18 protein-coding genes are annotated in these 24,329 nt (G+C 42.4%); 9 read left to right on the top strand and 9 right to left on the bottom strand.

Going from position 1 to position 24,329, the window contains the following annotated elements:
- The first annotated feature begins 141 nt into the window (after positions 1-141).
- A complete protein-coding gene (locus B5D54_RS10050) occupies positions 142-1,158 on the top strand; it encodes a GGDEF domain-containing protein (RefSeq protein ID WP_078926410.1) in 1,017 nt (338 codons plus the stop codon).
- Positions 1,159-1,214: 56 nt separating this feature from the next.
- Here B5D54_RS10050 and B5D54_RS10045 read toward each other — a convergent pair whose 3' ends face one another.
- Positions 1,215-1,793 carry an aldolase/citrate lyase/malate synthase family protein gene (locus tag B5D54_RS10045; protein WP_078926409.1) on the bottom strand — a complete coding sequence of 193 codons (579 nt, stop codon included), beginning with the start codon at positions 1,791-1,793 and terminating at the stop codon, positions 1,215-1,217.
- 158 nt (positions 1,794-1,951) lie between these two features.
- On the opposite strand from B5D54_RS10045, the gene B5D54_RS10040 reads away from it, so the two are divergent.
- Entirely contained in the window at positions 1,952-3,469 is a 1,518-nt protein-coding gene (locus B5D54_RS10040; protein WP_078926408.1) for a DUF3612 domain-containing protein, read from the top strand.
- A gap of 289 nt (positions 3,470-3,758) precedes the next feature.
- Here the strand turns inward: B5D54_RS10040 and B5D54_RS10035 are convergent, their stop codons facing one another.
- The gene (locus B5D54_RS10035; protein WP_078926407.1) at positions 3,759-5,111 is read right to left on the bottom strand and encodes a diguanylate cyclase; all 1,353 of its coding nucleotides are present in this window, start codon (positions 5,109-5,111) and stop codon (positions 3,759-3,761) included.
- 459 nt (positions 5,112-5,570) lie between these two features.
- Positions 5,571-5,879 carry a hypothetical protein gene (locus B5D54_RS10030; protein ID WP_078926406.1) on the bottom strand — a complete coding sequence of 103 codons (309 nt, stop codon included), beginning with the start codon at positions 5,877-5,879 and terminating at the stop codon, positions 5,571-5,573.
- 235 nt (positions 5,880-6,114) lie between these two features.
- Between B5D54_RS10030 and B5D54_RS10025 the strand changes: the two genes are divergently transcribed.
- Positions 6,115-6,963, top strand: a complete 849-nt coding sequence (locus B5D54_RS10025; protein WP_078926405.1) for a pirin family protein — start codon at positions 6,115-6,117, stop codon at positions 6,961-6,963.
- Positions 6,964-7,156: 193 nt separating this feature from the next.
- Here the strand turns inward: B5D54_RS10025 and ppnP are convergent, their stop codons facing one another.
- On the bottom strand, positions 7,157-7,438 hold the full coding sequence (gene ppnP / locus B5D54_RS10020; RefSeq protein ID WP_078926404.1) for a pyrimidine/purine nucleoside phosphorylase: 282 nt from the start codon (positions 7,436-7,438) through the stop codon (positions 7,157-7,159).
- Between the two features lie 305 nt (positions 7,439-7,743).
- Here ppnP and B5D54_RS10015 point away from each other — a divergent pair, with 305 nt between their 5' ends.
- Positions 7,744-8,208 (top strand): DUF2850 domain-containing protein, encoded by a 465-nt coding sequence (locus tag B5D54_RS10015; RefSeq protein ID WP_115173928.1) that lies wholly within the window; start codon positions 7,744-7,746, stop codon positions 8,206-8,208.
- A gap of 30 nt (positions 8,209-8,238) precedes the next feature.
- On the opposite strand, the gene B5D54_RS10010 is transcribed toward B5D54_RS10015, so the two are convergent.
- Entirely contained in the window at positions 8,239-10,599 is a 2,361-nt protein-coding gene (locus B5D54_RS10010) for an ATP-binding protein (protein ID WP_078926403.1), read from the bottom strand.
- A gap of 354 nt (positions 10,600-10,953) precedes the next feature.
- On the opposite strand from B5D54_RS10010, the gene B5D54_RS10005 reads away from it, so the two are divergent.
- A complete protein-coding gene (locus B5D54_RS10005) occupies positions 10,954-11,448 on the top strand; it encodes a hypothetical protein (RefSeq protein WP_078926402.1) in 495 nt (164 codons plus the stop codon).
- Between the two features lie 10 nt (positions 11,449-11,458).
- Here the strand turns inward: B5D54_RS10005 and B5D54_RS10000 are convergent, their stop codons facing one another.
- Positions 11,459-12,358, bottom strand: a complete 900-nt coding sequence (locus B5D54_RS10000; protein WP_078926457.1) for a LysR family transcriptional regulator — start codon at positions 12,356-12,358, stop codon at positions 11,459-11,461.
- A 199-nt stretch (positions 12,359-12,557) separates the two neighbouring features.
- Here B5D54_RS10000 and B5D54_RS09995 point away from each other — a divergent pair, with 199 nt between their 5' ends.
- The 3 genes from B5D54_RS09995 to B5D54_RS09985 all read left to right on the top strand — a co-directional run bounded on the left by B5D54_RS09995 (position 12,558) and on the right by B5D54_RS09985 (position 18,355).
- Positions 12,558-14,252: an L-lactate permease gene (locus tag B5D54_RS09995; RefSeq protein WP_078926401.1), complete on the top strand. Its 1,695-nt coding sequence runs from the start codon at positions 12,558-12,560 to the stop codon at positions 14,250-14,252.
- A gap of 110 nt (positions 14,253-14,362) precedes the next feature.
- Entirely contained in the window at positions 14,363-15,508 is a 1,146-nt protein-coding gene (lldD, locus tag B5D54_RS09990) for an FMN-dependent L-lactate dehydrogenase LldD (RefSeq protein ID WP_078926400.1), read from the top strand.
- A gap of 9 nt (positions 15,509-15,517) precedes the next feature.
- Positions 15,518-18,355 carry an FAD-binding and (Fe-S)-binding domain-containing protein gene (locus tag B5D54_RS09985; protein ID WP_078926399.1) on the top strand — a complete coding sequence of 946 codons (2,838 nt, stop codon included), beginning with the start codon at positions 15,518-15,520 and terminating at the stop codon, positions 18,353-18,355.
- Positions 18,356-18,402: 47 nt separating this feature from the next.
- Here the strand turns inward: B5D54_RS09985 and B5D54_RS09980 are convergent, their stop codons facing one another.
- The 3 genes from B5D54_RS09980 to B5D54_RS09970 form a co-directional block, all read right to left on the bottom strand.
- Positions 18,403-19,938 (bottom strand): EAL domain-containing protein, encoded by a 1,536-nt coding sequence (locus B5D54_RS09980; RefSeq protein ID WP_078926398.1) that lies wholly within the window; start codon positions 19,936-19,938, stop codon positions 18,403-18,405.
- 138 nt (positions 19,939-20,076) lie between these two features.
- A complete protein-coding gene (locus B5D54_RS09975; protein ID WP_078926397.1) occupies positions 20,077-21,969 on the bottom strand; it encodes a methyl-accepting chemotaxis protein in 1,893 nt (630 codons plus the stop codon).
- Between the two features lie 409 nt (positions 21,970-22,378).
- Positions 22,379-22,783: a PaaI family thioesterase gene (locus B5D54_RS09970; RefSeq protein WP_078926396.1), complete on the bottom strand. Its 405-nt coding sequence runs from the start codon at positions 22,781-22,783 to the stop codon at positions 22,379-22,381.
- A gap of 298 nt (positions 22,784-23,081) precedes the next feature.
- Here B5D54_RS09970 and B5D54_RS09965 point away from each other — a divergent pair, with 298 nt between their 5' ends.
- Positions 23,082-24,311, top strand: a complete 1,230-nt coding sequence (locus B5D54_RS09965; RefSeq protein WP_078926395.1) for an aldose 1-epimerase family protein — start codon at positions 23,082-23,084, stop codon at positions 24,309-24,311.
- The last annotated feature ends 18 nt before the right edge of the window (positions 24,312-24,329 follow it).

The raw sequence follows: 24,329 nt of genomic DNA, 5'->3' as shown, positions 1-24,329 counted from the left end.
TCAAAGCCTATAGAATAAACGCTTTCAACGGTCGCATTCTTTTTCTCCTCATAGCTCAGAACCTATTTATTTGCAGCAATATAAAATAAAATCCGCTACTCTAAGCGTATCGAATTTACTGGCAGTAATGTTTGCAAGACAATGACTGACGACGTTTTTAAAAAATCCACTGAAAATCTGAAAAAAGCGGTCCCATTGATGATGAAACATCATGTGGCGGCAAACCCGACTAACTACGCACTGTGGTACACTTACGTTGACAATACCATCCCTCAACTCAATCAAGAGCTTGATGATGTATTAAATCATTTCGGTATTTGCCCTCCCGCCTCTGGTGACTATCTTTACCAGCAATTCATCGCCTCTAAAGTAGAAACGACGGTCAGCGATCTACGCTCAAATATTGAAATATTAGCCAGTGAAATCTCAAGTTCAATGTCTGATACCATGACAGATACCTGCGCCTTTGAAGCCGTTATTGATAAAAGTTTTAGCCATTTAGAGCGAGTGGAAAAAGAAGATCTGTCGATTGAAGAAGTCATGAATTTAATTCGGCAACTCGTCAGTGAATCACACGATATTCGACATTCAACCCGTTTTCTCAGTAGCCAGCTCAGTCATGCTTGTGGGGAAATTTCTCGGTTACGTAATCAATTAGCAGAAGTACAAAAAGATGCGCTGTTTGATTCCCTATCCGGCCTTTATAATCGTCGCTCTTTTAATAATGATTTGCTCAGTTTAGTTCACGCCCAACAATCGATGAGTCTCATTTTATTAGATGTGGATCATTTTAAATCCTATAACGATGATTTTGGCCATTTATTTGGCGACACGATCATTCGAGCACTGGCCAAGCGTATCCAAAGCAGTTGTAGGGATGGGATCACGGCTTATCGTTTTGGTGGAGAAGAGTTCGCCCTTATTCTCCCACATAAGTCATTACGTAGCGCTCGTCAATTTGCCGATTCCCTGCGTCGCTCGATTGAAAAACTGTATGTCCGAGATCGTCGAACTGGGCAGCAAGTCGGGAATATTACCGCCTCTTTTGGGGTGGCAGAATACCAACCGGTTGAAAGCGACCAAGATTTCATAGATAGAGCTGACAAACTGCTTTATGAGGCAAAGCATTTAGGTCGTAACCGAGTCATGCCTTTATAAAGTATAAAAAAACCTTGAGCTTGCCTCATCAAAGCTCAAGGTTTTTCCGTTTCCCACTATAAATGAAAACAGTAACTCAGGTGGTAGTCTTCCCCACATTTTGCTGTGTACTCTTTATCTTCACTGCACGCCTGAGGTTTACCACGCTCATTCCCTTTAATTAAGCTAATCCAATGTCGCATAACGGCATTTGGCTCTTTATCATTCACCTCTTGGCTCAGCACTGTGCACGTTTCCAGTTGAATATCATCAATGTTGATCAATTCAATGCAGCCCGTTCCACGTTGGTATCCAAGCAAAACTTCAACATGGCTACCATTTCCATCTCGAAATAGAATCGAACAAGGTTGCTCTTTGCCACCTGTATACGCAATAAACTGTTTAGGGAGCTTTAAACCTGTATGCTGGCCATTTTTAAAGTAAGCCAAGACATGATGGTAATCAATAACATAGCTGGTTACCTCTTGGTGAGAACCACGTTCTAATGGAAATAAACGATCAAGCAGCTGCTTTGCTCTCAATTGTTTTTCTCGTTGTAAATTCGCGCTGATCGTCTCGACGGCGAAGACAGCTTCAGCGATAAAGGGTTTATTTTGTTGTTGGATGTCAGTTTTATCGAACGTCAGCATATTCATCGTCTTTCCCTCATGGATAACTTGTAATGATCTCCTAGAGCAATTCTTTCAAACTCATGTTTAAATTTTGTTTAAGTTTGTGACTTGCTTACTTGGTAGACTAACGGATTTTTTGCTACAATTTCACAACAAAAATTTTACAATGTGAATTTTACAAAATGACCATATCAAAAAGCTTAGTCAGACAGTCCCATTTTCTGGGCACTAAAGTAAGAAATTTAAGAAAACGCAACCACTTAACGATGGAAGATCTCTCTGCTCGTTGTATCCGTGTTAACCCAGAATATGCACCATCCGTTTCCTATCTTTCTATGATTGAACGGGGAAAACGCGTGCCAAGTGTTGAAATGCTAGAGGTGATTGCGGAAGTTTTTCAAAAAGATCCTCGATGGTTTTTAGATGACGAACCTGAACAAGCAGATATTACTCCAGACAAAGGAAACCGAGGCGGAATAAGTGGAATGGCTCTGGAGCCCAGTTTCCTTTTTTCGAATAATATTTTGCAAATTGCGATTCCTGAAATGCTCTCACAAACAGGGATCACAGGGCGACAATTTGCCCATCTTTTAATCCGTGCCCACCAAGAAAGCCTACAAAATCATTTTCCCGACTTAGAGCGGGCGGCGGAAGAGGTGGGATTAAAGCGCCTTAATTTAGCAGTTGAAGATCTGATTGATATTGCAAAAAGTTTAGGGTTAACCATCCGCTGGGTAACCCGTACCCCACATGATGTGGTCGATGAATTAGGGATCAGTGCAAAACAACTCGTCACTTCCTTTTTTGAACCGCCGGGACACATCTATCTCAATGAAATACTGCGTCGCTACCCCACACGATTAAAGTACGATTTAGCCGTTTATATTGGCCATAATATTCTCCATAGTAAGGAAGGATTAAAAAGTGTCCTTTCTGTAGGGCACACTCACAGTTGGGAGGAGCAAACGGAAAGTCCTCAAAGTTCTGAGCTCAATTCTCAAGATATTTTGCAAGCTTGGCGTGATTTTGAATCCAGCTTTTTTGCAGGAGCGCTACTCTGCCCTAAAGTCCCCTTTCGCCAACTACTGGATAGAAACGGCTATGAAATTTCTGTGCATCAAAAAGCCGGTGTTTCTCCTTCAGTAGCGATGAGACGGATGACCGTCGTTTCTCCTTATCCTCATTGGCACTATTTTGATGCTTATGGGGAAGGGAAATTAAAAGCCGTGTATCGTGGTAATGGTATCCCCCTCCCTTGGGGAAATATGCGCAAAGTTAATGATCCTTGCCAACATTGGGCCGTATTTCGCCGACTCGCAGAGCCTCAAGCGGGCAGCTCAGCTCAGATCTCCATCTTAAATGTCGGTGATGAGCCTCGAATCTACTGCTGTGAATCCATGAACATGACCGATCCGGCCGGAAATAATCGAGTGCTGTGCGCGGGTATTGATCTCAATCCCGCGATTAATGCACAAGGGGGAGACGCTCGAACCATTGCTGAAGAATTAAAGGCCTCTTGTGTTGCCCAAGGAGGAACAACCACTATTCCTCGCCACATTAAGAAAGATTTATTAACCATCGCTAAGATTCTTAATATCAACTGGATTGAACGTGGCATTGAAAGCCAAGCTCGATTGATCTGCTCTCGCGGTGCAGTCTGCCCTCGTATTCCAAGCTGCTATCAAAAATGTGGGGAATAACAGGTAAAAAAATAGCCAATCGCAATAATCGCGGTTGGCTGTATATAGATGTGAACAAAAAGGTTCACTAACAACGTCAGTTGGCTAGGTGACCCTCGGCTTAGAAGGGTCATTCTATATAAAGCATATACCATGCCAACTTTAAAAACCTTAAAAAACCATGATTTTGCCTAAAAAACCACCGTTTCATTACAACTAATCTCATAATAAAATTGCATAATGCAAACCTATTGCGAATTGCAATTCTATACATCACTGTGGGCTGGCAAATCATAGGCAAGAAGCCCCATTATTGATGTTTATTATGATACATATTCTCATCAGCGACTCGTAACATGTCGTCAATATCTTTGTAAGTAGAATGAAATAAGGTGTACCCTAAGCTAATGGTTAACTCGATTGAGCGATTTTCATAAATAATAGGTGTGGCACAGAGCGCCTGTTCGATGTCAGACAGCATGTTTTCCAAATCGGTTAAGGAAGAGCGATTAGGCAAAATCGCTAAAAATTCATCGCCGCCAATACGAGCAACCACCTCTTCCTCACGTAAAAATGATTTTAATCGTCGAGCACAAACCCTTAAGACATGATCCCCAGCGAGGTGACCATAAGTATCGTTAATCGTTTTAAATTTATCCAAATCAATATTTAGCAATACAAATGGGTATTTATCGCCCGACTTCTTGGCCCGTTCAAAATACTCTTCCATCAGTAAAATAAAATAACGTCGGTTAGGTAACCCTGTTAATTCATCATGCATCGCACGCTGATTGGCCTTGACATACAAACGGTAAATAACAATAAAAGAAAAAGCCAGCAACAGTAGTACGGGATACCCTAACCAACGAACAAAGTGTACTTGATACCAAGGCAAGGTTGCTAATAGGTCATGCTTAGCCGCCACCGCTATCAACCAACTGCCATAAGGAAGTAGAACACTTTCCGTCGCAAAAGCCTGCTCAAACGTTTTAGCATTCCCAAGAAAAATCGCCCCCGACTCACCGGAGCCATCGACTCCCCGCATGGCAAAATGGTAATTTTCGGTAAAGAGATCAATATTCACACTACGGATCAGCGCTTGCCAATCTAAAACGAGGCTACATACCCCCCAATAGTGATCATTATGGGGAGGATCGGAAAAAATAGGAACTCGGGCAATCAGAGCTTCTCCTCCTTGGACTAATTCTAACGGTCCGGCAAGAAAGATTCGTTTCTGTTTTCGGGCCTGTTCTACCGAATACCACTGGTTAGGAACCGTCCGGTAATCTAGCCCTATGGCTGGGCGATTACCTTCATGGGGATAGAGATAATGAACCACATCATTCGGCGCTAACGCCACCGCTTTTAAATGTTTTCCATCAAGCATAATACGTTCAGCTAGGGCTTCCCACTCATGAAAGTCTTGATGTGGTTTTAAAGTAATAAAGGTGGAAATACTATAAGCAACGTAGATATCGGCTAGAATTGCCGCCTCTAAACGAAAACGAATTAGTGCAAGTTCTTCACGTGCACGCCTCTCTACTCCTTCCCGTAAAAAAGAACGCTGACTTTGGTTAAAGGTTTCTAACAATCCGACTGAAAACAAGATAAAGCTGACAAACGCCAGTTGGACCAGTTTTAATTTTCCAGAGGAAGGATTCATCCCACACCTCTCTTTTTCTCAGCGATAGTCTCAGGTATGAAGCACCCTACCGATTTGCTTTGCATGATCTCGTTATTATTCCTATTCAATCACCAATCTCAATTCCGTCGAGAGCACACTATTAAGAGCATAGCAAGAACCTTAAGCTAGAGCCTTGTTTATGCTCATAAAGATAGCCCCCAAGCAAAACTGACATAGATAAACCCAATGACCATGATTTTCATCACTTTTGGACACTTTGACATCAGCATTATCAATGAGTGTTTATCTTTTATCCATAATGTTATTGATACAATTATAAAAATTTCTTGTGGGAAATAGGGACCATGGGGAACCAACAGGGCAAAACAGCTAGTCACGTGAGACATTCAACACACGCATTTCATGAACGACCAGAGGGTAAGGGCGCTGCTCTTTTCAAAGCCAAAGTTCGATCTCATTGCTAATGATTGAGACAATTCAACCTGATATGTACATTAACCATAGAGCAATGAGCGCAAACACTATCAACCAAATAATATAACGAAGTGTGTTGGGTTTATCCGGTTTGACCGTCACAATCGGTTTCATTGCTCGACGACGAGCCCGACGAACGGCCGCCATCATTGATGGTTTTTCCTCGACAGGTGTTTCTAAAGCCAGCTGCTCTTCTCGCTTTTTCTGCGCACTGTTCGCCGCTTGAGTAAAGCGATGCAACTGATCTATCGTGAGATCTTTATCCGGATCATAATGCGAATAGGAATCGGTATGTTTGGGGACAACGGCCATAAATCCTCCTAACACGGCTTACCTTGGTTAAATTATAGACAACTTGCGATATCCTCGCCTCCCTTCTCTCAATCTCTCGGTATTTTGACCTTATTCAAATACCCACCTCCGCTTTATCCGCCTCACCCACTTAGCCCTTGTTCAAATTTATTGAATAATACCCTCAAATGTTGTTGCTCTTCTTTCTTGCACCGTCCACTACAATAGAGCTCTATTCCACTTACGGAGAATCCTAATGAGCACATATCGAGAAATTCGTCAGCTAATTCCAGCCCAAGCCACCTCTGACGGTGATGGCGTTAAAATTCGCCGCATTGCGGGTTTTAACGATGCTAGATTTTCGCCTTTTCTGATGGTTGATGAGTTAAAATCTGATCAACGTGCGGACTACGTAGGTGGATTTCCTCCTCATCCTCACCGAGGTATTGAGACTCTAACCTATATGCTTCAAGGACACTTTCAGCATCGAGATCATATGGGCAATGTGGGTGAACTGCGTAGCGGAGGTGCACAATGGATGGCGGCAGGTCGAGGAGTCATTCACAGTGAAATGCCCATCATGGAAAATGGGGATTTGCATGGCTTCCAGATTTGGTTAAACCAACCCGCGAAAGACAAAATGATAGAGGCGAAATATCACGATTTTCAGCCAGAAACGATTACTGAACATCGAGAAACTACTCTAGGTTTATTGCGACTGATTGCTGGCAGCATCATGGCTGATGGAAAAGAAGTGCAAGGCCCACTGACTCATACTGGTGTTCCTGCAACAGTCGCCGATTGGCAAGCGAATCCCGGTAACCAAGTGATGCTGGAAACCCCCAAGCACTACAATATGATGCTTTACGCATACAAAGGTAGTATCAAGGTGGGGAAACGAGTACTGATGCAAGGTGAGATGGCTCTGTTATCACAAGGGGAGGCGGTAGAACTGTTTGCCCAAGACACCAGTGGGGTTTTAATTTTCATGGGCCAACCGATCAATGAACCGGTTGTTCATTATGGTCCATTTGTCATGAACAGTGTTCAGGAAATAGAGCAGGCCATTCAAGACTATAACAATGGTGTCTTTGAAACCTACTAAGTTGCCTTATTTATCCTTGCTGTCCAAGTTTGATCTTAAAAGATCAGCACTTAACAAAAAGTAAACACACACTGCCTGTTCTTTTTGTTTTCGCCACACTCGTAGAGTGTGGCTTTTTTATGCCGACCACCGATTTTATGCTGATAACATGTTTTATGGCAACAAGACCGTACTCGGCACCAACACGAAGAGATTACAAATATTCACATAAATAGGCGGTTGCTTGAGCCACTTGTAGATCAAATGATGATTGTCCTTCAACGTCAAATGCCTCACCCGTTTGAAACGTTACCCAATCTGCATCTGTAGAGCGTTTCACCGTTAATGCCCCTTTTATAACCGTCATCCGCTCAGGAGCATCCGTTCCAAAGGTATATTCCCCTACGGCCATCACTCCCACCGTAATTTGATTTTCATTCTGTTGAAAACCTAAAGATTTTACATTACCGTCGAAATAGCTGTTTTCCTTAATCATTATTTTTCCTTGTAGATAGTCATCATTCATTGTGTTGTAACAACACCATACAACGACTGTTTTTAACTTAACTCTCTTCTTAATACAAGAAGATAACTCTCTTCTCACTAGAAAAAATTTTTGATGATTCAGCTCAGCATTTAACGAAAATATTTGATCTCGATCATAATTCCTATCATCTTGGTTGCGCTTCATAAACCACTACTTCACTCTAAATCCATGGATATTATCAATATATGCATCAATGAGATTAGGGTATGGGCGAACCGCCCTCCTTTTTGCTGCTAAGCCAAATAGAAAAAAGCATGATAAAAAAGCGTTATCGAAACCATGGTTCAATCACGAAACCCTTCCTGTGGCAAACCGTTTTCTGGTTATTGCTTAGCCTATTGGCATTGGTATTCGCAACGTTAATTTATTTTAGCTATCAGGACTATGTGCACCCCAAGCAGGTCTATGGATCATGGATAGAGATAGGCACTCCCGCCCATTTAACGGAAGTGCTGACTTTTAATGAGCAGGGCGTGTTTCGTAATGAGCGCTTGATTAGCACTCAATTTGCATTTGATGGAAGAAACATTGAAGTAACAACCGGGGGGGGAATGGCTATTTATCAGTTATCCGGAACCCAGAGATCCCCGCAATTACGCCGAGTGGAACCTTTGATCCCCCATCAGCGCTTTATTCGAGAAGGCTACGAGCACACCATATCAACAGATCCAGCGCCAACTCGGCGATCTGCGGTATCCGAACACTTCAGAGAAAAATAAGGCTTCCTATAGAAGCCTTATTTTTCCTAATTATTTACGTAAAGCGTTAAGTTTTGCCTGCGCCAAGCCAAAAATACTGTCCACAGGATAGCTACCATCATCGGTTGCAATTCCTGCAGGTTTGCCTGTAAATAATTCAATGGCTTCTGTTACATGTTCAATCGCCCAAATATGAAATTCACCTTTTTCCACCGCTTTTACAATGTCATTACGTAACATGAGGTTATGCATGTTTGAACGAGGAATGATGACCCCTTGACCACTATGTCGTCCTTTAATGTTGCAGACATCAAAGAACCCTTCAATTTTCTCATTCACGCCACCAATCGGTTGTGCTTCACCAAACTGGTTCATAGAACCGGTAATGGCAATATCTTGTCGGTTCGCTTGTTTCGAAAATGCGGAAACAATGGCGCAAAATTCCGCCATGCTGGCACTGTCCCCATCCACACCACCATACGACTGTTCAAACGTGATGGTAGTAGTGAGTGGTACACGAGCAGTACGGCCAAAGACGGAACTCAAATAGGCCGATAAGATCATCACGCCTTTCGAGTGGATACTTCCACCTAAATCAACGCTGCGTTCAATATCAATAATGTCGCCATCACCATAAGAGGTGGTGGCGGTAATACGATTCGGTGCACCAAAAGCATGGTCACTGGTCGCCAATACTGAAAGCGCATTCACTTGGCCAACTGCCGCGCCTTCGGTTTGGATCAGCGTGGTACCATTTAGAAAGGTCTCCATCACGCCTTCTTGCAAACGATTGACGCGCATTTGCTGATTACTCAGCGCCTCTTCGACATGATTCTGCCTAATCATATTTGAATTGGCTTGTCTGGCAACATAGTTTGATTCACGTAGTAAATTAGCAATGTGAGCAGAATGTAACGAAAGTTTATTCTGATCTCCGGCCATCCGCGAGCTATGTTCAATGATCCGCGCAATGGCTTTTCGGTCACAATGCAACAGGTTATTGTCATGAATGATGCTGGAAATAAACCGAGCATAGTGCAATTCACTCTCTGCCGTTCGCTTCATCTCATCTTCAAAATCGGCAGTGACTCGAAACAGTTCACTAAATTCTGGATCATAATGCGTCAACAACTCATAAGTTCGGTAGTCACCAAATAAGATGATTTTCACATCCAATGGAATGGGTTCTGGATCCAGTGACACGGCCCCAGTTAAGGTGACCTCTTTTTCTAAGGAGGTAAAGCTTAGCTGGCGTGAGCGAAGGGCCCGTTTTAGCCCATCCCAAACATAGGGTTGCTCTAATACTTTTACGGCATCCATTAACAGCACACCACCATTGGCTTTGTGTAAGCTACCTGCACGGATGAGTGAAAAATCCGTAAACACCGTTCCTTTATATGTTGCCGTTTCAATATAACCAAATAAGGAATGGTAGTTAGGGTTCTCTTCAACAACGACGGGGAATTGTTTAGATGCTCGGCAGACCAACACATTCACTTTATAGCGACGAGGCAATTTCTTATCGAGGGCTGCTGTGGCTAATTCTCCTTGCTCACCCGTGTCATCAAGGAAAATATCCACATTTTCGATCACATCTTTCTGTAACTCAGTAAGATAAGCTTTGATTTCAGAATACTTAGAGTAGTCTTGTTTCAGTTGTTTAATGAAATGGCTAATCACATCCAACGTGACATCATCATTCAATTTCTTGATTTTTTCACTGTAGGCTTCTTCCCATTCCGTCAACTGACGAACCATATTTCTTAGGCTCACTTCCAGTTCATCAATGGTTTGCGAAAAGTATTCTTGCTCTTTCTTACTCAAAGCATCGAAAGTTTCTTCGGTATGCATTTCTTCGCCATTCATCGCAACGAACTGATAATCACCTTGCGTTGTGATTGTCAGGCTAATATCTCGTTCTTTTGCTCGGCGAGTAATGTCTTCCAGTTCATGTTGCTGCTTCTGGGCTAACTGATTTTTTAACCGATCTGCTCGGCTAAAATAGAGCTCGTTATCAAATGCCAGTGGTATCGCGTTCATCAATTTTGCCATTAATTTTTCAATATCTTGGCGAAATTGTTGCCCGACACCCGAGGGAAGCTTTAACACTCGAGGGGTGCGGATATCCTCAAAATTCGCTACGTAGCACCAATCAAATAACTCGGTGTTTTCATGCTGATGTCGATTGAGATAACGAAGGATCATGGTTCGTTTACCAAGCCCATTACGCCCAATAGCATAAATGTTATAGCCTTTCTCTTTGATGGACATGGCAAACTCAACCGCTTTTTGAGCACGCTCTTGACCGACAATCTCATCAATGGGAGCCAATTCTTTGGTTGATTTACATGGCAGTTTTTCTAGTGTTGCAACATGATAGAGCTGTTCAACACTCAAATTTTGAATTGCCATACTCCCTCCTTATTTTTTTTATGATAGTGATACACCCAAATGCCTCATCGAAGCCGTTATGTCACTGTGGGTGGATGAATAATGTCTTACTAAAAATTAACGTTTAACCACGCCGCTAGTGCGATGTCACTGGCCACTCATTGTGTGTCATGTTCTTTGTAACATCGCTCCACCTTACGTTTCTTTGTAGCTCAAGTGTAGAAGAAAAGCACAACCTTTTTAGTGACTTAGTGCTAATTCACAGCCAAGCGAGTAAATAATCAGCAATGCAGAGCATAAATATTAAATGATAATCAGTTGCATTTGACAATATATTGCATTTTAATATCAACCGCTCATTCTCTTGGAGTCAACATGAACCTAAAACAGTGCTGGAATCATTACCTCAAAGCGGAACAATTACTGGCTCAAGGCCATTGGCCTGAAGCTCACTATTTACTGACGGATGTTTTACATCACTTACCTAAACATCTGTATGATGCCGCTCATAGCGAACAAATCCGACCGTGCCAACTGATTTGTCTTATTACAGGACTGAAAGAGAGCGCCGTCTATCAATCCGACATACTCTGTACCATGGGGCAAGATAAACATGCTTATCAAGCGCTTAACCAAGCTTATGCGCTACTGCAATTTATCTCGATAGAAAACACAGAACTCATTCAATCGGTCGCCAAGGTCCTCAGTCAACACAGCCATGACTTACTCGAACAGATTCATCTGTTTTGCCATAACCAACGAAGCGCCTCTTGGCTGCTTGAATATCAGAATGTAGAAAAAGCCCATCAATATTTTACCCAACTAAAATACTCTCAAGGGCAGCCTTGTGATACCCCTGTATTGAATTAAATCAACGAGTTTAAAAATAGTGTGCAATGGTTAAATAACGTTGACGTATATGCTCAATTAATAAACGAACCTTATTAGGAGGCTGGCGAGTAAAAGGATAAACGGCATAAACACCCAGTTTTTTCCCTACCTGCTGAGGGAAAACATCAACTAATTCACCATTTCGAAAATCATGGTAAACCAAGCAGCGCGGCACATAGGCAATACCATGCCCGCCTAATGCCGCTTTACGAAGTGCCGTCGCATTATCGGTAGAAAAGGTGCCAGAGACTTTCACAATATAATTGCCTTTATGGCCCTTAAATTCCCACTCGCTGGCTCCCGTGGTTTGATAGGCATATTGTAAACAGTTGTGATTAACCAGTTCCTCCGGTTTTTTAGGCTTTCCGTTGCGAACTAAATACGTGGGAGAGGCGCATACCACCCACTGAGAATCGAGAATATGACGAGCAATTAGGCTAGAATCTTCTAAATAACCAGTACGAATGACTAAATCAAACCCACCTTCAACCAAGTCAACAAACCGATTATCCAGTGACATATCAACCGTTAAGCCAGGATGTTGATTACAAAATTCCGCCACTGCATCAGCTAAAATCAGATCACCGGAAATCGTCGGTACAGACATTTTTATGTGACCGCTGATCCGCTCTCCAAATCCAGACACAGCATCCATCGCTTCTTGCGTGGCTTGCTTCACATTTTTAGCACTGGCGAGTAAGACCTTCCCCGCCTCAGTGAGCGTCAATTTACGCGTTGTTCGATATAATAATTGGACACCCAATTCTTCTTCTAACCGTGCCAACCTCTTGCTAACCACTGAATTTGTAAGACTATTTTGCTCAGCTACTTTACTAAAACTTCCCAGTTCAACCACCTGAGAGAATAAAATTAAATCATCTGCTCGCATCATATTATGTCATTTTTGGAACTAATTATTTTCATTATTTCCCTATATCAGTAAAAAATAAAGGTTTAAATTCACCACTCATTAACAAAACAATCACAAACAAAATAACTAACCCGAACTCGCTGATCTTAACCCGTACCCTACAGCGCGTGTTAAGCCACCACTTTTGGTAAAGAGTTCAAGGACAAGGATGTAGTCTATGAGTGATACCCTACTCGCGCTAATCGCATTTTCACCGATCGTGCTTGCCGCGATCCTCTTGGTGGGCCTAAATTGGCCAGCCAAGAAAGCCATGCCGGTCGCCTTTCTATTAACGGTTGCCATTGCTCTACTCTTCTGGGATATGTCAGCCACTCGTGTGCTGGCATCCGTACTTCAAGGCTTAGGCATCACCATTTCCGTATTGTGGATTGTATTTGGTGCCATCTTTTTGCTTAACACTCTTAAACATACTGGTGCCATTTCCACGATTCGTAACGGCTTTACCGATATTTCACCGGATCGCCGAGTACAAGCCATTATTATCGCTTGGTGTTTTGGATCATTCATCGAAGGCGCTTCTGGATTTGGAACCCCCGCTGCCATTGCTGCTCCACTTCTTGTCGCTATTGGCTTTCCTGCGCTGGCGGCTGTGTTAATGGGAATGATGATTCAATCCACGCCCGTCTCATTTGGTGCGGTGGGAACGCCGATCATTGTGGGCGTTAATCGAGGCTTGGATACCCATAATATCAGTGAATCACTGGTTGTAAGCGGCTCAAACTGGGATACCTATCTACAACAGATAACCACCGGTGTTGCGCTCACCCATGCCGTAGTAGGGATCTTCATGCCAGTTTTGATGGCCATGATGCTTACTCGATTTTTCGGTAAAAATCGAAGCTGGACCGAAGGATTAGACATTTTACCTTTTGCCCTGTTCGCTGGCCTCGCTTTTACTCTACCGTATGCGTTAACTGGCGTATTTTTAGGCGCAGAATTCCCTTCTTTAATAGGGGGACTGATTAGCTTAGCCGTGGTGATCACCGCTGCCAAAAAAGGTTTCTTAATTCCGAAAAGCACTTGGGATTTTCAACCTGAACGCGAATGGCCTGCTGAGTGGCTAGGGTCATTAAAAATGAATTTAGATGATCTGAAAACGAAACCCATGAGCTTAGCGTTAGCATGGACACCTTATGTGCTATTAGCCATCATTCTGGTGGCCAGCCGAGTGAGCCAAACCTTTAAATCCATGCTGCTCAGCGTACAGATAAGCTTTAATAATATTTTGGGTGAGGTCGGTGTCAGCACGTCTATTGACCCTCTTTATCTCCCCGGTGGAATCTTAGTGTTTGTTGCCATGTTAGCGGTACTGATACAGTCTCGCCGTTTTACACCCATGAAAACGGCACTGGGAGAATCCACCAAAACCTTAATTGGCGCGGGCTTTGTCTTGGTGTTTACCATCCCTATGGTGCGTATCTTCATTAACTCAGGCATTAATGGGGCAGACCTTGCCAGTATGCCCGTTACCACTGCTAATTTCGCAGCAGGCCTAGTGGGGCAAGCCTTTCCTGCCTTAAGTGCAACTGTCGGCGCACTGGGTGCTTTTATTGCAGGCTCAAATACGGTTTCCAATATGATGTTCAGTCAATTTCAGTTTGAAGTTGCCCAAACCTTAAATATTTCAACCGTTATGATGATTGCGCTTCAAGCGGTTGGCGCTGCAGCTGGAAATATGATTGCGATTCACAATGTGGTCGCCGCCTCGGCAACCGTAGGTTTGCTTGGCCGTGAAGGTGCCACATTGCGTAAAACCATTATCCCAACCTTTTACTATCTCGTTGCCACAGCTGTCATTGGCATGGTGATGATTTATGGCGTTAATTTCTCCGATGTATTAATGATGCCTTAGTTTTTATCGCCCACAGAGGCAATCGTTCATTCGTGGATTGTTTGCTGCCTGTGGAAAAGAGCCGACCTGAATCGGTTTAACCTACTCTACTGATGGTAAGGACAGATACCATGATCATTTCTGCTGCAACTGATTTTCGAGCGGCTGCTAAAGCCAAGTTACCCCCTTTTCTTTTTCACTATATTGATGGGGGTTCCTACAGTGAACATACTCTGCATCGTAATACGGCAGACTTAGCCGACATTGCTCTACGTCAACGCGTACTCAATGATATGTCTGAACTTGATCTAAAAACCGAGCTGTTCGGCGAACCGCTTGCCATGCCCATCGCCTTAGCGCCTGTTGGATTAACTGGCATGTATGCTCGGCGAGGAGAGGTACAAGCAGCAAAAGCGGCAGATAATAAAGGCATTCCTTTTACTCTATCCACCGTTTCGGTATGTCCGATAGAGGAAGTCGCGCCAACGTTATCCCGCCCAATGTGGTTTCAACTTTACGTATTGAAAGATCGTGGATTTATGAAAAATGTGCTTGAGCGAGCGAAAGCGGCTGGAGTCACAACCCTCGTATTTACTGTTGATATGCCCGTCCCAGGCGCACGTTATCGAGATGCACATTCAGGCATGAGTGGCCCGAATGCGGCGGCTAAGCGAGTCATACAAGCCATGATGCACCCTAGTTGGGCTTGGGATGTCGGCCTATGGGGAAAACCGCACGATCTGGGGAATATATCAACCTATCGGGGAACGCCCACGAAACTTGAAGACTATATCGGTTGGCTTGGCGCAAATTTTGACCCTTCAATTAGCTGGAAAGATCTGGAATGGATTCGAGATTTTTGGGATGGCCCCATGGTCATCAAAGGTATATTAGATACACAAGACGCCAAAGATGCCGTGCGCTTTGGTGCCGATGGTATCGTTGTTTCCAACCATGGTGGTCGCCAACTCGATGGTGTGCTTTCGACCGCTCGAGCCCTGCCTGATATTGCCAATGCGGTTAAAGGCGATATCAAAATTCTTGTAGATTCTGGCATTCGAACTGGGCTGGATGTAGTAAGAATGCTGGCTCTCGGTGCCGATTGTACCTTGCTTGGTCGTGCCTTTGTCTATGCGTTGGCCGCACAAGGGCAAGCAGGTGTCGAACAGTTACTGGATTTATTTGAAAAAGAAATGCGCGTAGCAATGACGTTAACTGGCGCAAACCGTATCCACGATTTATCCCATAACTCATTAGTTCCACATTTAATCCGGTAAGGGCATATTATGAGCACGTTACCTTCAGCAGCCGACTATCAGCGATTAACGATACAACTGGCAACAATGATTGCGAGTGAACGTATTATCACTCAGCAAGCCCAACGGTTAGCCTATGGTACCGATGCCAGTTTCTATCGACTCATTCCTCAGATAGTACTTCGCTTGCAGTCACTCGATGAAGTGGTTTTCACGATTCAACGCTGCGCTGAATTGGGAATACCTTTCACTTTTCGCGCGGCCGGAACCAGTTTATCTGGTCAGGCAATTTCTGATTCCGTCTTAATCACGCTAACGGATGACTGGCGTCAACATGACATTCTTGCTAATGGTGAAAAAATCCGCCTACAACCAGGGGTGATTGGCGCAGATGCCAATAAATACCTTGCGCCTTATCAACGTAAAATCGGCCCCGATCCCGCTTCTATCAATACCTGTAAAATTGGCGGAATCGCCGCCAATAATGCCAGTGGAATGTGTTGCGGTACGGCGCAAAATTCTTATCACACTCTTGATAGTATGAACATTGTTTTTGCCGATGGCTTCGTGCTGGATACTCGTGATCCACACAGCATTGCACAATTTAAACAGCAAAAAGCACCCTTAGTCAGAGGAATCGAACACTTGTGTGCGCAAACTCGTGCTAACCCAGAATTAAGCGCACGCATTCGCCACAAATATCGTTTAAAAAATACCACCGGTTATGCACTCAATGCATTAATCGACTATCAAGACCCCATTGACGTTATTCAACACTTATTAATCGGCTCAGAAGGGACTTTAGGTTTCATTGCCGATATCACCTACAACACGGTCGTAGAACACAGCCATAAAGCTTCGGCACTTTTGGTCTTTGCCAATATTGAGCAGGCTTGCCAAGCCGTCACTACTTTGTCTTCCACCCCCGTTGCCGCCGTGGAGTTAATGGATGGTCGGGCGCTCCGCTCCGTTGCGGATAAAAAAGGCATACCTGAGTTTATCGCTCAGTTAGATCAAGAAGCCTGCGCCTTATTAATCGAATCTCACGCCAGCCAGCAAAGTAATTTAGAGGCGCAATGTCATGCGGTTATGGATAGCTTAGCCACTTATCACATCATTCAGTCCATTCCCTTTACTCAAGAGTCTCAAACCATCGCCACCTTATGGGGCATTCGTAAGGGGATGTTTCCTGCTGTCGGTGCAGTGCGAGAAGTCGGTACCACGGTCATTATTGAAGATGTCGCCTTTCCGGTCGAAAAACTGGCGGCTGGGGTGCGTGAACTACAAACACTCTTTGAGCAATATCACTACCACGAAGCAATCATTTTTGGCCATGCGTTAGAAGGAAACTTACATTTCGTCTTTACGCAAGGTTTTGAACATCCCTCAGACATTCATCGCTATGGTGAGTTTATGGATGCCGTTGCAGCGCTGGTTGCCGTTAAATATCAAGGTTCACTTAAAGCTGAACACGGCACAGGGCGCAACATGGCTCCTTATGTTGAACTAGAGTGGGGCAAAGAAGGTTACGCTTTGATGCAGCAGATCAAAACGCTATTCGACCCCAATGGGCTACTGAATCCGGGCGTGATCATCAATGCCGATCCTCAAGCGCATCTGCATCATTTAAAACCGATGCCTGCGGCTGATGCGTTGATCGATAAATGCATCGAATGTGGTTTCTGCGAACCGGTTTGCCCTTCTCGAACTTTAACCTTATCCCCTCGTCAACGCATCGTACTTTATCGTGAATTACAACGACAAATCCGTGCAGGAGATGAGGTTGCAGCCAGTGAATTAGACAAGGTATTTCAGTACCAAGGGGTCGAAACCTGTGCAGCAACAGGATTATGTGCCGAGCGTTGTCCAGTAGGCATTAATACTGGAGATTTAATCAAGCAGTTACGTCGAGAACGCTATCAAAAATTTACACCCATCGCCCGTTGGACAGCGGATCATTTTTCAACCACCACCGCTTTAGTGAGAGCTGGACTGCAAGCCAATCAATGGGCAACAAAGGCATTAGGCGCTTCCCGACTTGAGCGACTCGCGCGTCAATTACGTCAATGGAGTGAAGGGAAAACCCCCGTTTGGTTGGCAGAAATGCCCACGGCCAATCGCTATTCTCTCAATCAATCAACCCATACCCCGAGCAGCCTATGTCATGATAAAAAAGTGGTTTACCTTCCTTCTTGTGCCAGCCGGACAATGGGACAGCCTACTCAAGTTCAAGACTCTCGATCTTTACCTGAAGTGACTTTATCACTGCTGAATAAAGCCGGATTTGAAGTCATTGTACCTGAGTTACTCAATGAGCAATGCTGTGGTATGCCTTATAACAGTAAAGGGATGAAAGAGTTAGCAAGCCAAAAAGCAATGCAACTAGAACAAGCGCTTTGGCAAGCCAGCCACAATGGCCAATATCCGGTGCTGATGGACACCAGCCCGTGCGCTCTACACAGTATTGAGCAGTTTACGCGCCCCATCCCCATTTTTGAACCGGTAGGCTTTGTTAGCAACTACTTACTTAATCACCTATCGCTGACGACAAAACAAGAAACTGTCATGCTCCATATCACTTGCAGTTCTAGAAAAATGGGCTTAGCCGATACCATGTTAACATTGGCCAGAGCATGTGTGTCAGAGGTCGTTGTACCCGAACATATTGAATGTTGTGGATGGGCGGGAGATAAAGGTTTTACCACCCCAGAACTAAACCAAGCTGCACTTCACCCACTCAAAGCCCAAGTTCCCAAACACTGCTCTCGAGGTTTTAGCAATAGCCGCACCTGTGAAATCGGGTTATCACATCACAGTGGTATTGCCTACCAATCGATTCTTTATTTGGTCGATGAGGTGGCAGAATAAATAGACTATGGTTTAGGCAAGCCTACCCGAAGGTAGGCTCTGACTGACTAAGCAACGTTTGATTGAGGATAGATATCGTAAATTTCTTGTGGCATGGACAGGTAGTATCCTTGTTGAACTTCAACCCCTTTACTTTGTAAATACTCATATTGTTTTTTCGTTTCAACCCCTTCAGCCACAACAATAACACCTAAGTCATGTGATAACTGTATGATCGAATCTAATACATGGGTATTCATATATTCACTTTCTATCGCGTCGACAAAAACCTTATCGATTTTTAAAAAATCAAACCGTGAGTTTTGTAACATAGACAATGATGTTTGCCCTGTACCAAAATCATCGATGGCTACCATTATCTTTTCATCAATCAATTTATTGAGAGCTTTCATTTTTTCTGAGCAAATCGTTTGGTTCTCTGTCATTTCTAATACTAAACCAATGTTCAACTCTGCAAATTTTTTTGCATACTCTTTTATGACCGCAATACAAGACTCATCTAATAAATAGTCAGGAGGGATATTAATTCCCAGTAAAAATCCTGCCGAAATGTCACGATCAATCGTCAACCATTCTTTGTAAGCTAATTCAAAAACATAATTCGTAATTTTATTGATTAGTCCATATTTCTCAGCCACGGGAATAAAATGGTCTGGTCGAATCACGCCTAACTTAGGATGCATCCATCGGATCAGTGATTCATAGCCGATAATGTAACCATCTTTACTACTCGCCAGCGAGTGATAAACCAAATACAGCTCTTTTTGGTCAATCGCTTTGTTCAAATCTTTTAACAAATCACTTCTTGATGGGAAAAGGTATTTCATCATGATGTAAAAGAAAGACAGTAGAAGAGTAATGATTAAACTAAATAAAAGACATCGGATGTATAAGTTATGAAAATATGCCTCACCAACATATAATGTTAAGACAAAGTTATATCTTTTAGAGGGTACAGAGACTTCTTCCCATCTGTTTTTAGAAGAAAGCATATATTTAGAAGCTAAAGATACCTCTTCCCACATCGTTTTGGGACCAAATATATGAATCGTTTTATTTGAAGAGGAAATGGCAATACTTTCTATACGATCATCTGAATAAGATCCTAATATCATTTTCAGATAATTAGCATTAACAACAGAGATAACAGAAAATAGACCATCTACACTTGAGCTCACAAACCCTAATACTTTTTTATTATTTGAATTCTTATATTCTACGACATTGTGATTTTTATAATTCTTAGGCACTAACTCGATTACAATACTTTCATCTATATCATTGATAGTGGAGCACAGCACTTTATCATTCTTGATTATTATAAATTCTCTTTGAAAGCCATCAAATAGGATTTTTTTCTTAAAGGTATCACAACGACCATCGGAAATTAGTATCTTATCATTGGTGGCATAAATATCATCCAGTATAGCCTCTAAATTATTAAGATAAGCATGTGAGATAAGTTGCGTATTTTCTCTACTTTCATAACAAAAAATAATAAAACTAACTAATAAAACCAAAGGAACAGGTATAGTAACAATGAATAATAAGTATTTAAATATCTTACTTAATTCTTTATTCATAAAACAACTCACAAAAAGATTAACACTCAAAAGTGAAAAGCTATAACAATTAACTCATAAAAATATAAAACCTTTATTAAGTTGTTATGGTTTAAACGTAGCCAATACTCCACTAAGAGTATTGGCCACTTGATTCAATTATAATTTAAATTGATTAATTTCATTCTGTAATTCAACGGAAAGATTTGATAACTCAGCCGCTTGAGCCGCCGCTTCTTGGGCTTCTTGGGCTTCTTGGGCGAAATCTTGAGAAACATCTCGGATCCCTTCCATACTACGAGTTATTTCTGCGGTAACAGAAGACTGCTCTTCCGCTGCAGAAGCAATCTGAACCGCCATATCACTGATTGACTCCACCGTTTTTTGAATTTGGATCAAACTCGCCGCGGCGGAGTTCGAATCATTAACACTGGTATCGACCCATGTTCGGCTACCATCCATAATGCTCACCGCTCTCGAGGTACTGCTCTGCAAGGTTTCAATCATCGTTTGAATTTCTTGAGTCGATGCATGGGTACGCTGACTTAACACTCGCACTTCATCAGCCACCACAGCAAAACCACGACCTTGTTCACCCGCTCGAGCCGCTTCAATCGCCGCGTTCAACGCTAAAAGGTTAGTTTGATCCGCAATTTCCTGAATGGTCGATAAAATGGTACTAATCTGATTGCCATTCTCTTCGAGCTCTTGAATAACACCCGTCGCCGTATGCACTTCTTTTTCTAAAGACTGGATAGATTGCTGTGTCTGATGAACTAATGCGGTACCATGAGCGGAGGCAGTGACCGCTTCTGATGAGTGTTGTGCGGTATTCTCTGAGTTTCCAGCGATTTCTTGAGTGGCTGCCGCCATTTCATTGACCGCCGTTGCCACCATATTAATTTCATCTTGCTGCATGGTAATACGAACACTACGTTCTTCTGCTTGCGCAGCCGTAATTTGTGATTGTGAAGAAAGTGACTGTGAAATACCGCTTAATTTCGTCACCATCGTGTGCATATTCCCAACAAATTTATTGAAATTTAATGCTAGTTGGCCCACTTCATCACTACTGCGCGGTTCTAAACGTTGTGTCAGATCTCCCTCTCCAGAAGCAATCTCTTCTAATGCACTAGAGACTCGGATTAAATCACGGAATAAATAACTCACCAACCAAGAAACGAATGCAATAATAATGATGGTAATAATCACAGCACAGATCATTAAAGTTTTAATTAATGTATCTAATGAAGCATATTCCGTATCCCTATCCATAATCAATTCAAGATATAGTGGCGTATTAGGAACAGCCATTGAGAAAATCAGTGTTTCATGACCGGCTCGGCTAAAAGGTACAACTTCACTTTTTTTTGCTGACTCTTGAATAAATTCCAGTGTCAATTCTTTAAAACGACTATTTACCGGTTTGAGAACTAATGATGCGTCAGGGTGGCCGACAAATGTACCATTTTGACTATCAATTAATGCGACATAAGCATTATCACCAACATGCAGATCTAAAATAATATCGACAATATCTTTAATAAGAAGATCAGCACCAACAACACCCAGTATTTGCCCATTGTGATATACAGGTTGAGCCATGGTAATCATATTTTCACCAGAGAATGCATCTTTATATGCGGTTGTAATAATCATACGCCCAGCAGTGACGGCATCTCTATACCAAGGACGAATTCTTGGATCATAACCAGCAATATTTCTTTCAGGTAAAGAACGGATCATCTCGCCATCGGCTGTTCCAAAGAAAAAATCATCAAATCCGCCACTCTTTCTCGCTTGTTGTAAGAAAGGAAGAAGTACAGGCTCTGTCGCATTATCAATAAATGAAGATAGAATATCCGAACGAATAGAAACCCAGTCTGACAATGCTTTTGCTGCTGTATCTGACACGCCTTCAGCTCGATACAATATTGCTTCATCTGTATGTTTTTCAACTAAACCCGCCGCCAACCAAGTAAGAATGCTCGCCATAGTAAACACTGCTAAAAGGCTGGCCATATTAATTTTCTGCTTTAATGTAAGATTCATAGATGCATCTCTGTAGGAAAGTGGAACATTTCCGCGGAGATTATCAATATAATTCACAGGCTGCATCTATTATATTAAAAAAATATTTTAATTCTGAATAAATAAATAAATAAAACGAATACATTCGAATCAAATTAATGACAGGTGTCAATATTTAAACCATATAAGAAACATTACAAATTAAATTATTAACTTTATATTAAAATAATTTAATAACAGAAATTACTTGTTAAATGAAAAACAAAATAACACAATATATCAAATTTTTTAACCAACCTTCATGTTAATTAATAATAATCTTCACTGTCCATTATTATCATAATAAAATAAGGATAAATAACCAAATAATCAATATAAGACACAACTAAAAGTCACAGAAAACATTAAAAACCAAAGAAACATCTAATTATCATTTTTTACATAGAAATCGCCCTTTCGCACTAACCCTACATTCTCTGCTAACCTGTAATTGAGCGGAAAGAGAATAAAGACCTCTTCGCTCCCCCTCACATTGCCCAATGACTGTCACTCTATCCCCGACCTTAATTGGATGATGGAAGCGAACATCGAGTTGGGCGGTTAATGCTGGAATATCTTGCTGTAACAGACAGTGTGTCATTGCTGCATCTAATAACGAACTGGCTATACCGCCATGCAGTAGGCCTAAATACCCTTGGTGTCGAGGCTCAACAATAAAGTATCCTGTGACTTTTCCATCCGAAACGACCGTAAAGTTCATCCCTAAAGAATAAAAATTGTTTTCAGGTGTCGAACACACCGCACACATAACATGAGAACCCACTACTGCTGACATTGATTTATCTCTTTCCATCATTGATGCTAATAAATAGCATATGCTAATTTCGATATACAAAGAGAAGTGGAATCATTGTTTGCAATGAATACTCAGCAAACCAAACCCGATCTCCATCCTATTTGCTCCCACTCTGCTGAAGTTGATTCAGCAATCAAAAATCAATCCAATTGATCGATTCTATTGTATGAAGATCACAGTGCGCTAAGTTGTATATTGAACACAATTTGTACAAGCGTATGCTTTTTGCTGAATCGATTCAGTTCAATAAAACTCGACAATAACATAAGGAAAGACAATGAAAATCACACCGACATTTGCTGCCGTGTTACTGGGTTTAACTGCAATGAATAGCTACGCAGTGGAATTTGTTCTTACAGATTCCATGCTTGCAAAAGAGGTAGGCAATTGGCAAGTCACCCACGACTCACTGGGTTTTACCGATAGTCACCCCTTTTCTATTGAAAAACGACAACTGCATGGAGGAAAACAAACTGGGGTCGATGTTCTTATTATTGATAATGGAATCCTCTCCATCACCTTAGTTCCCACTCGTGGTATGGGGATTTATGATGTCAAAATGGATGGTCAACGAATTTTAGGTTGGAACTCCCCTGTCAAAGAAATTGTGAATCCGGCATTTATTGATCTTGAAAGTCGTAATGGATTGGGTTGGTTAGATGGCTTTAACGAAATGTTAGTGCGTTGTGGTTATGAATGGACAGGTCACCCGGGCATTGATGATAATGGGCAGTTACTCAGTTTACATGGCCGAGTGCAAAATACCCCCGCCTCGACAGTAAAAGTGATTATTGATGATACGCCACCACACAAGATTACGGTTGAAGGTAAAGTGGCTGAACGTACCTTTAAAAAAGCAGAATTAGTGACGCTCACACGGCTAGAAGTCACCCCTGGCAATAATACCTTTGCAATACATGATACGCTCACCAATAAAGCCGATTATGATGATGAATATCAAATTATTTATCACTCCAATTTTGGCCGTCCCATACTAGAAGAAGGGGCCAAAGTAACCGCGGCCGCCAGTGAGATCTCTCCTTTTAATGACTATGCTCAAGCCGGATTAAAAAGTTGGCAAACCTACCTTGGCCCAACAAAAGGGTTTGACGAAATGGTCTTTAACTTAAAACCCATTGGCGATGAAAATGGCCATTCCCTAGCGGTATTGCATAACAAGGCAGCAAATAAAGGGGTAGCCGTCGGCTACAATGTGCAGCAACTGCCTGTTCTTACCCTATGGAAAAATACCGATACTGAGCAACAAGGTTACGTAACGGGTATCGAACCAGGAACCAGTTATGCGTACAATACCAAGTATCAGCGTCCTCTAGGTTTAGTGCCAACCATTAAGGCTGGAGAAAGCAAAGACTTTAATGTGACCTATACCGTATTACGGGACCATAAAGAAGTCCAACAAGCGTTGCAAGCTGTCCAAAAAATCCAAAAGAATGTGCCGCTAAAAACCAGTAACACACTGATTGTAGACTTAAATAAGGTTCAGTAACCCACGACCATAGCTTCC

Origin of the sequence: Vibrio cincinnatiensis DSM 19608 (assembly GCF_900167345.1) — a bacterium.
GTDB classification, from domain to species: Bacteria; Pseudomonadota; Gammaproteobacteria; order Enterobacterales; family Vibrionaceae; genus Vibrio; species Vibrio cincinnatiensis.
The sequence above is the reverse complement of the archived record's forward strand: the minus strand, read 5'-3'. Positions and strand labels throughout refer to the sequence as shown.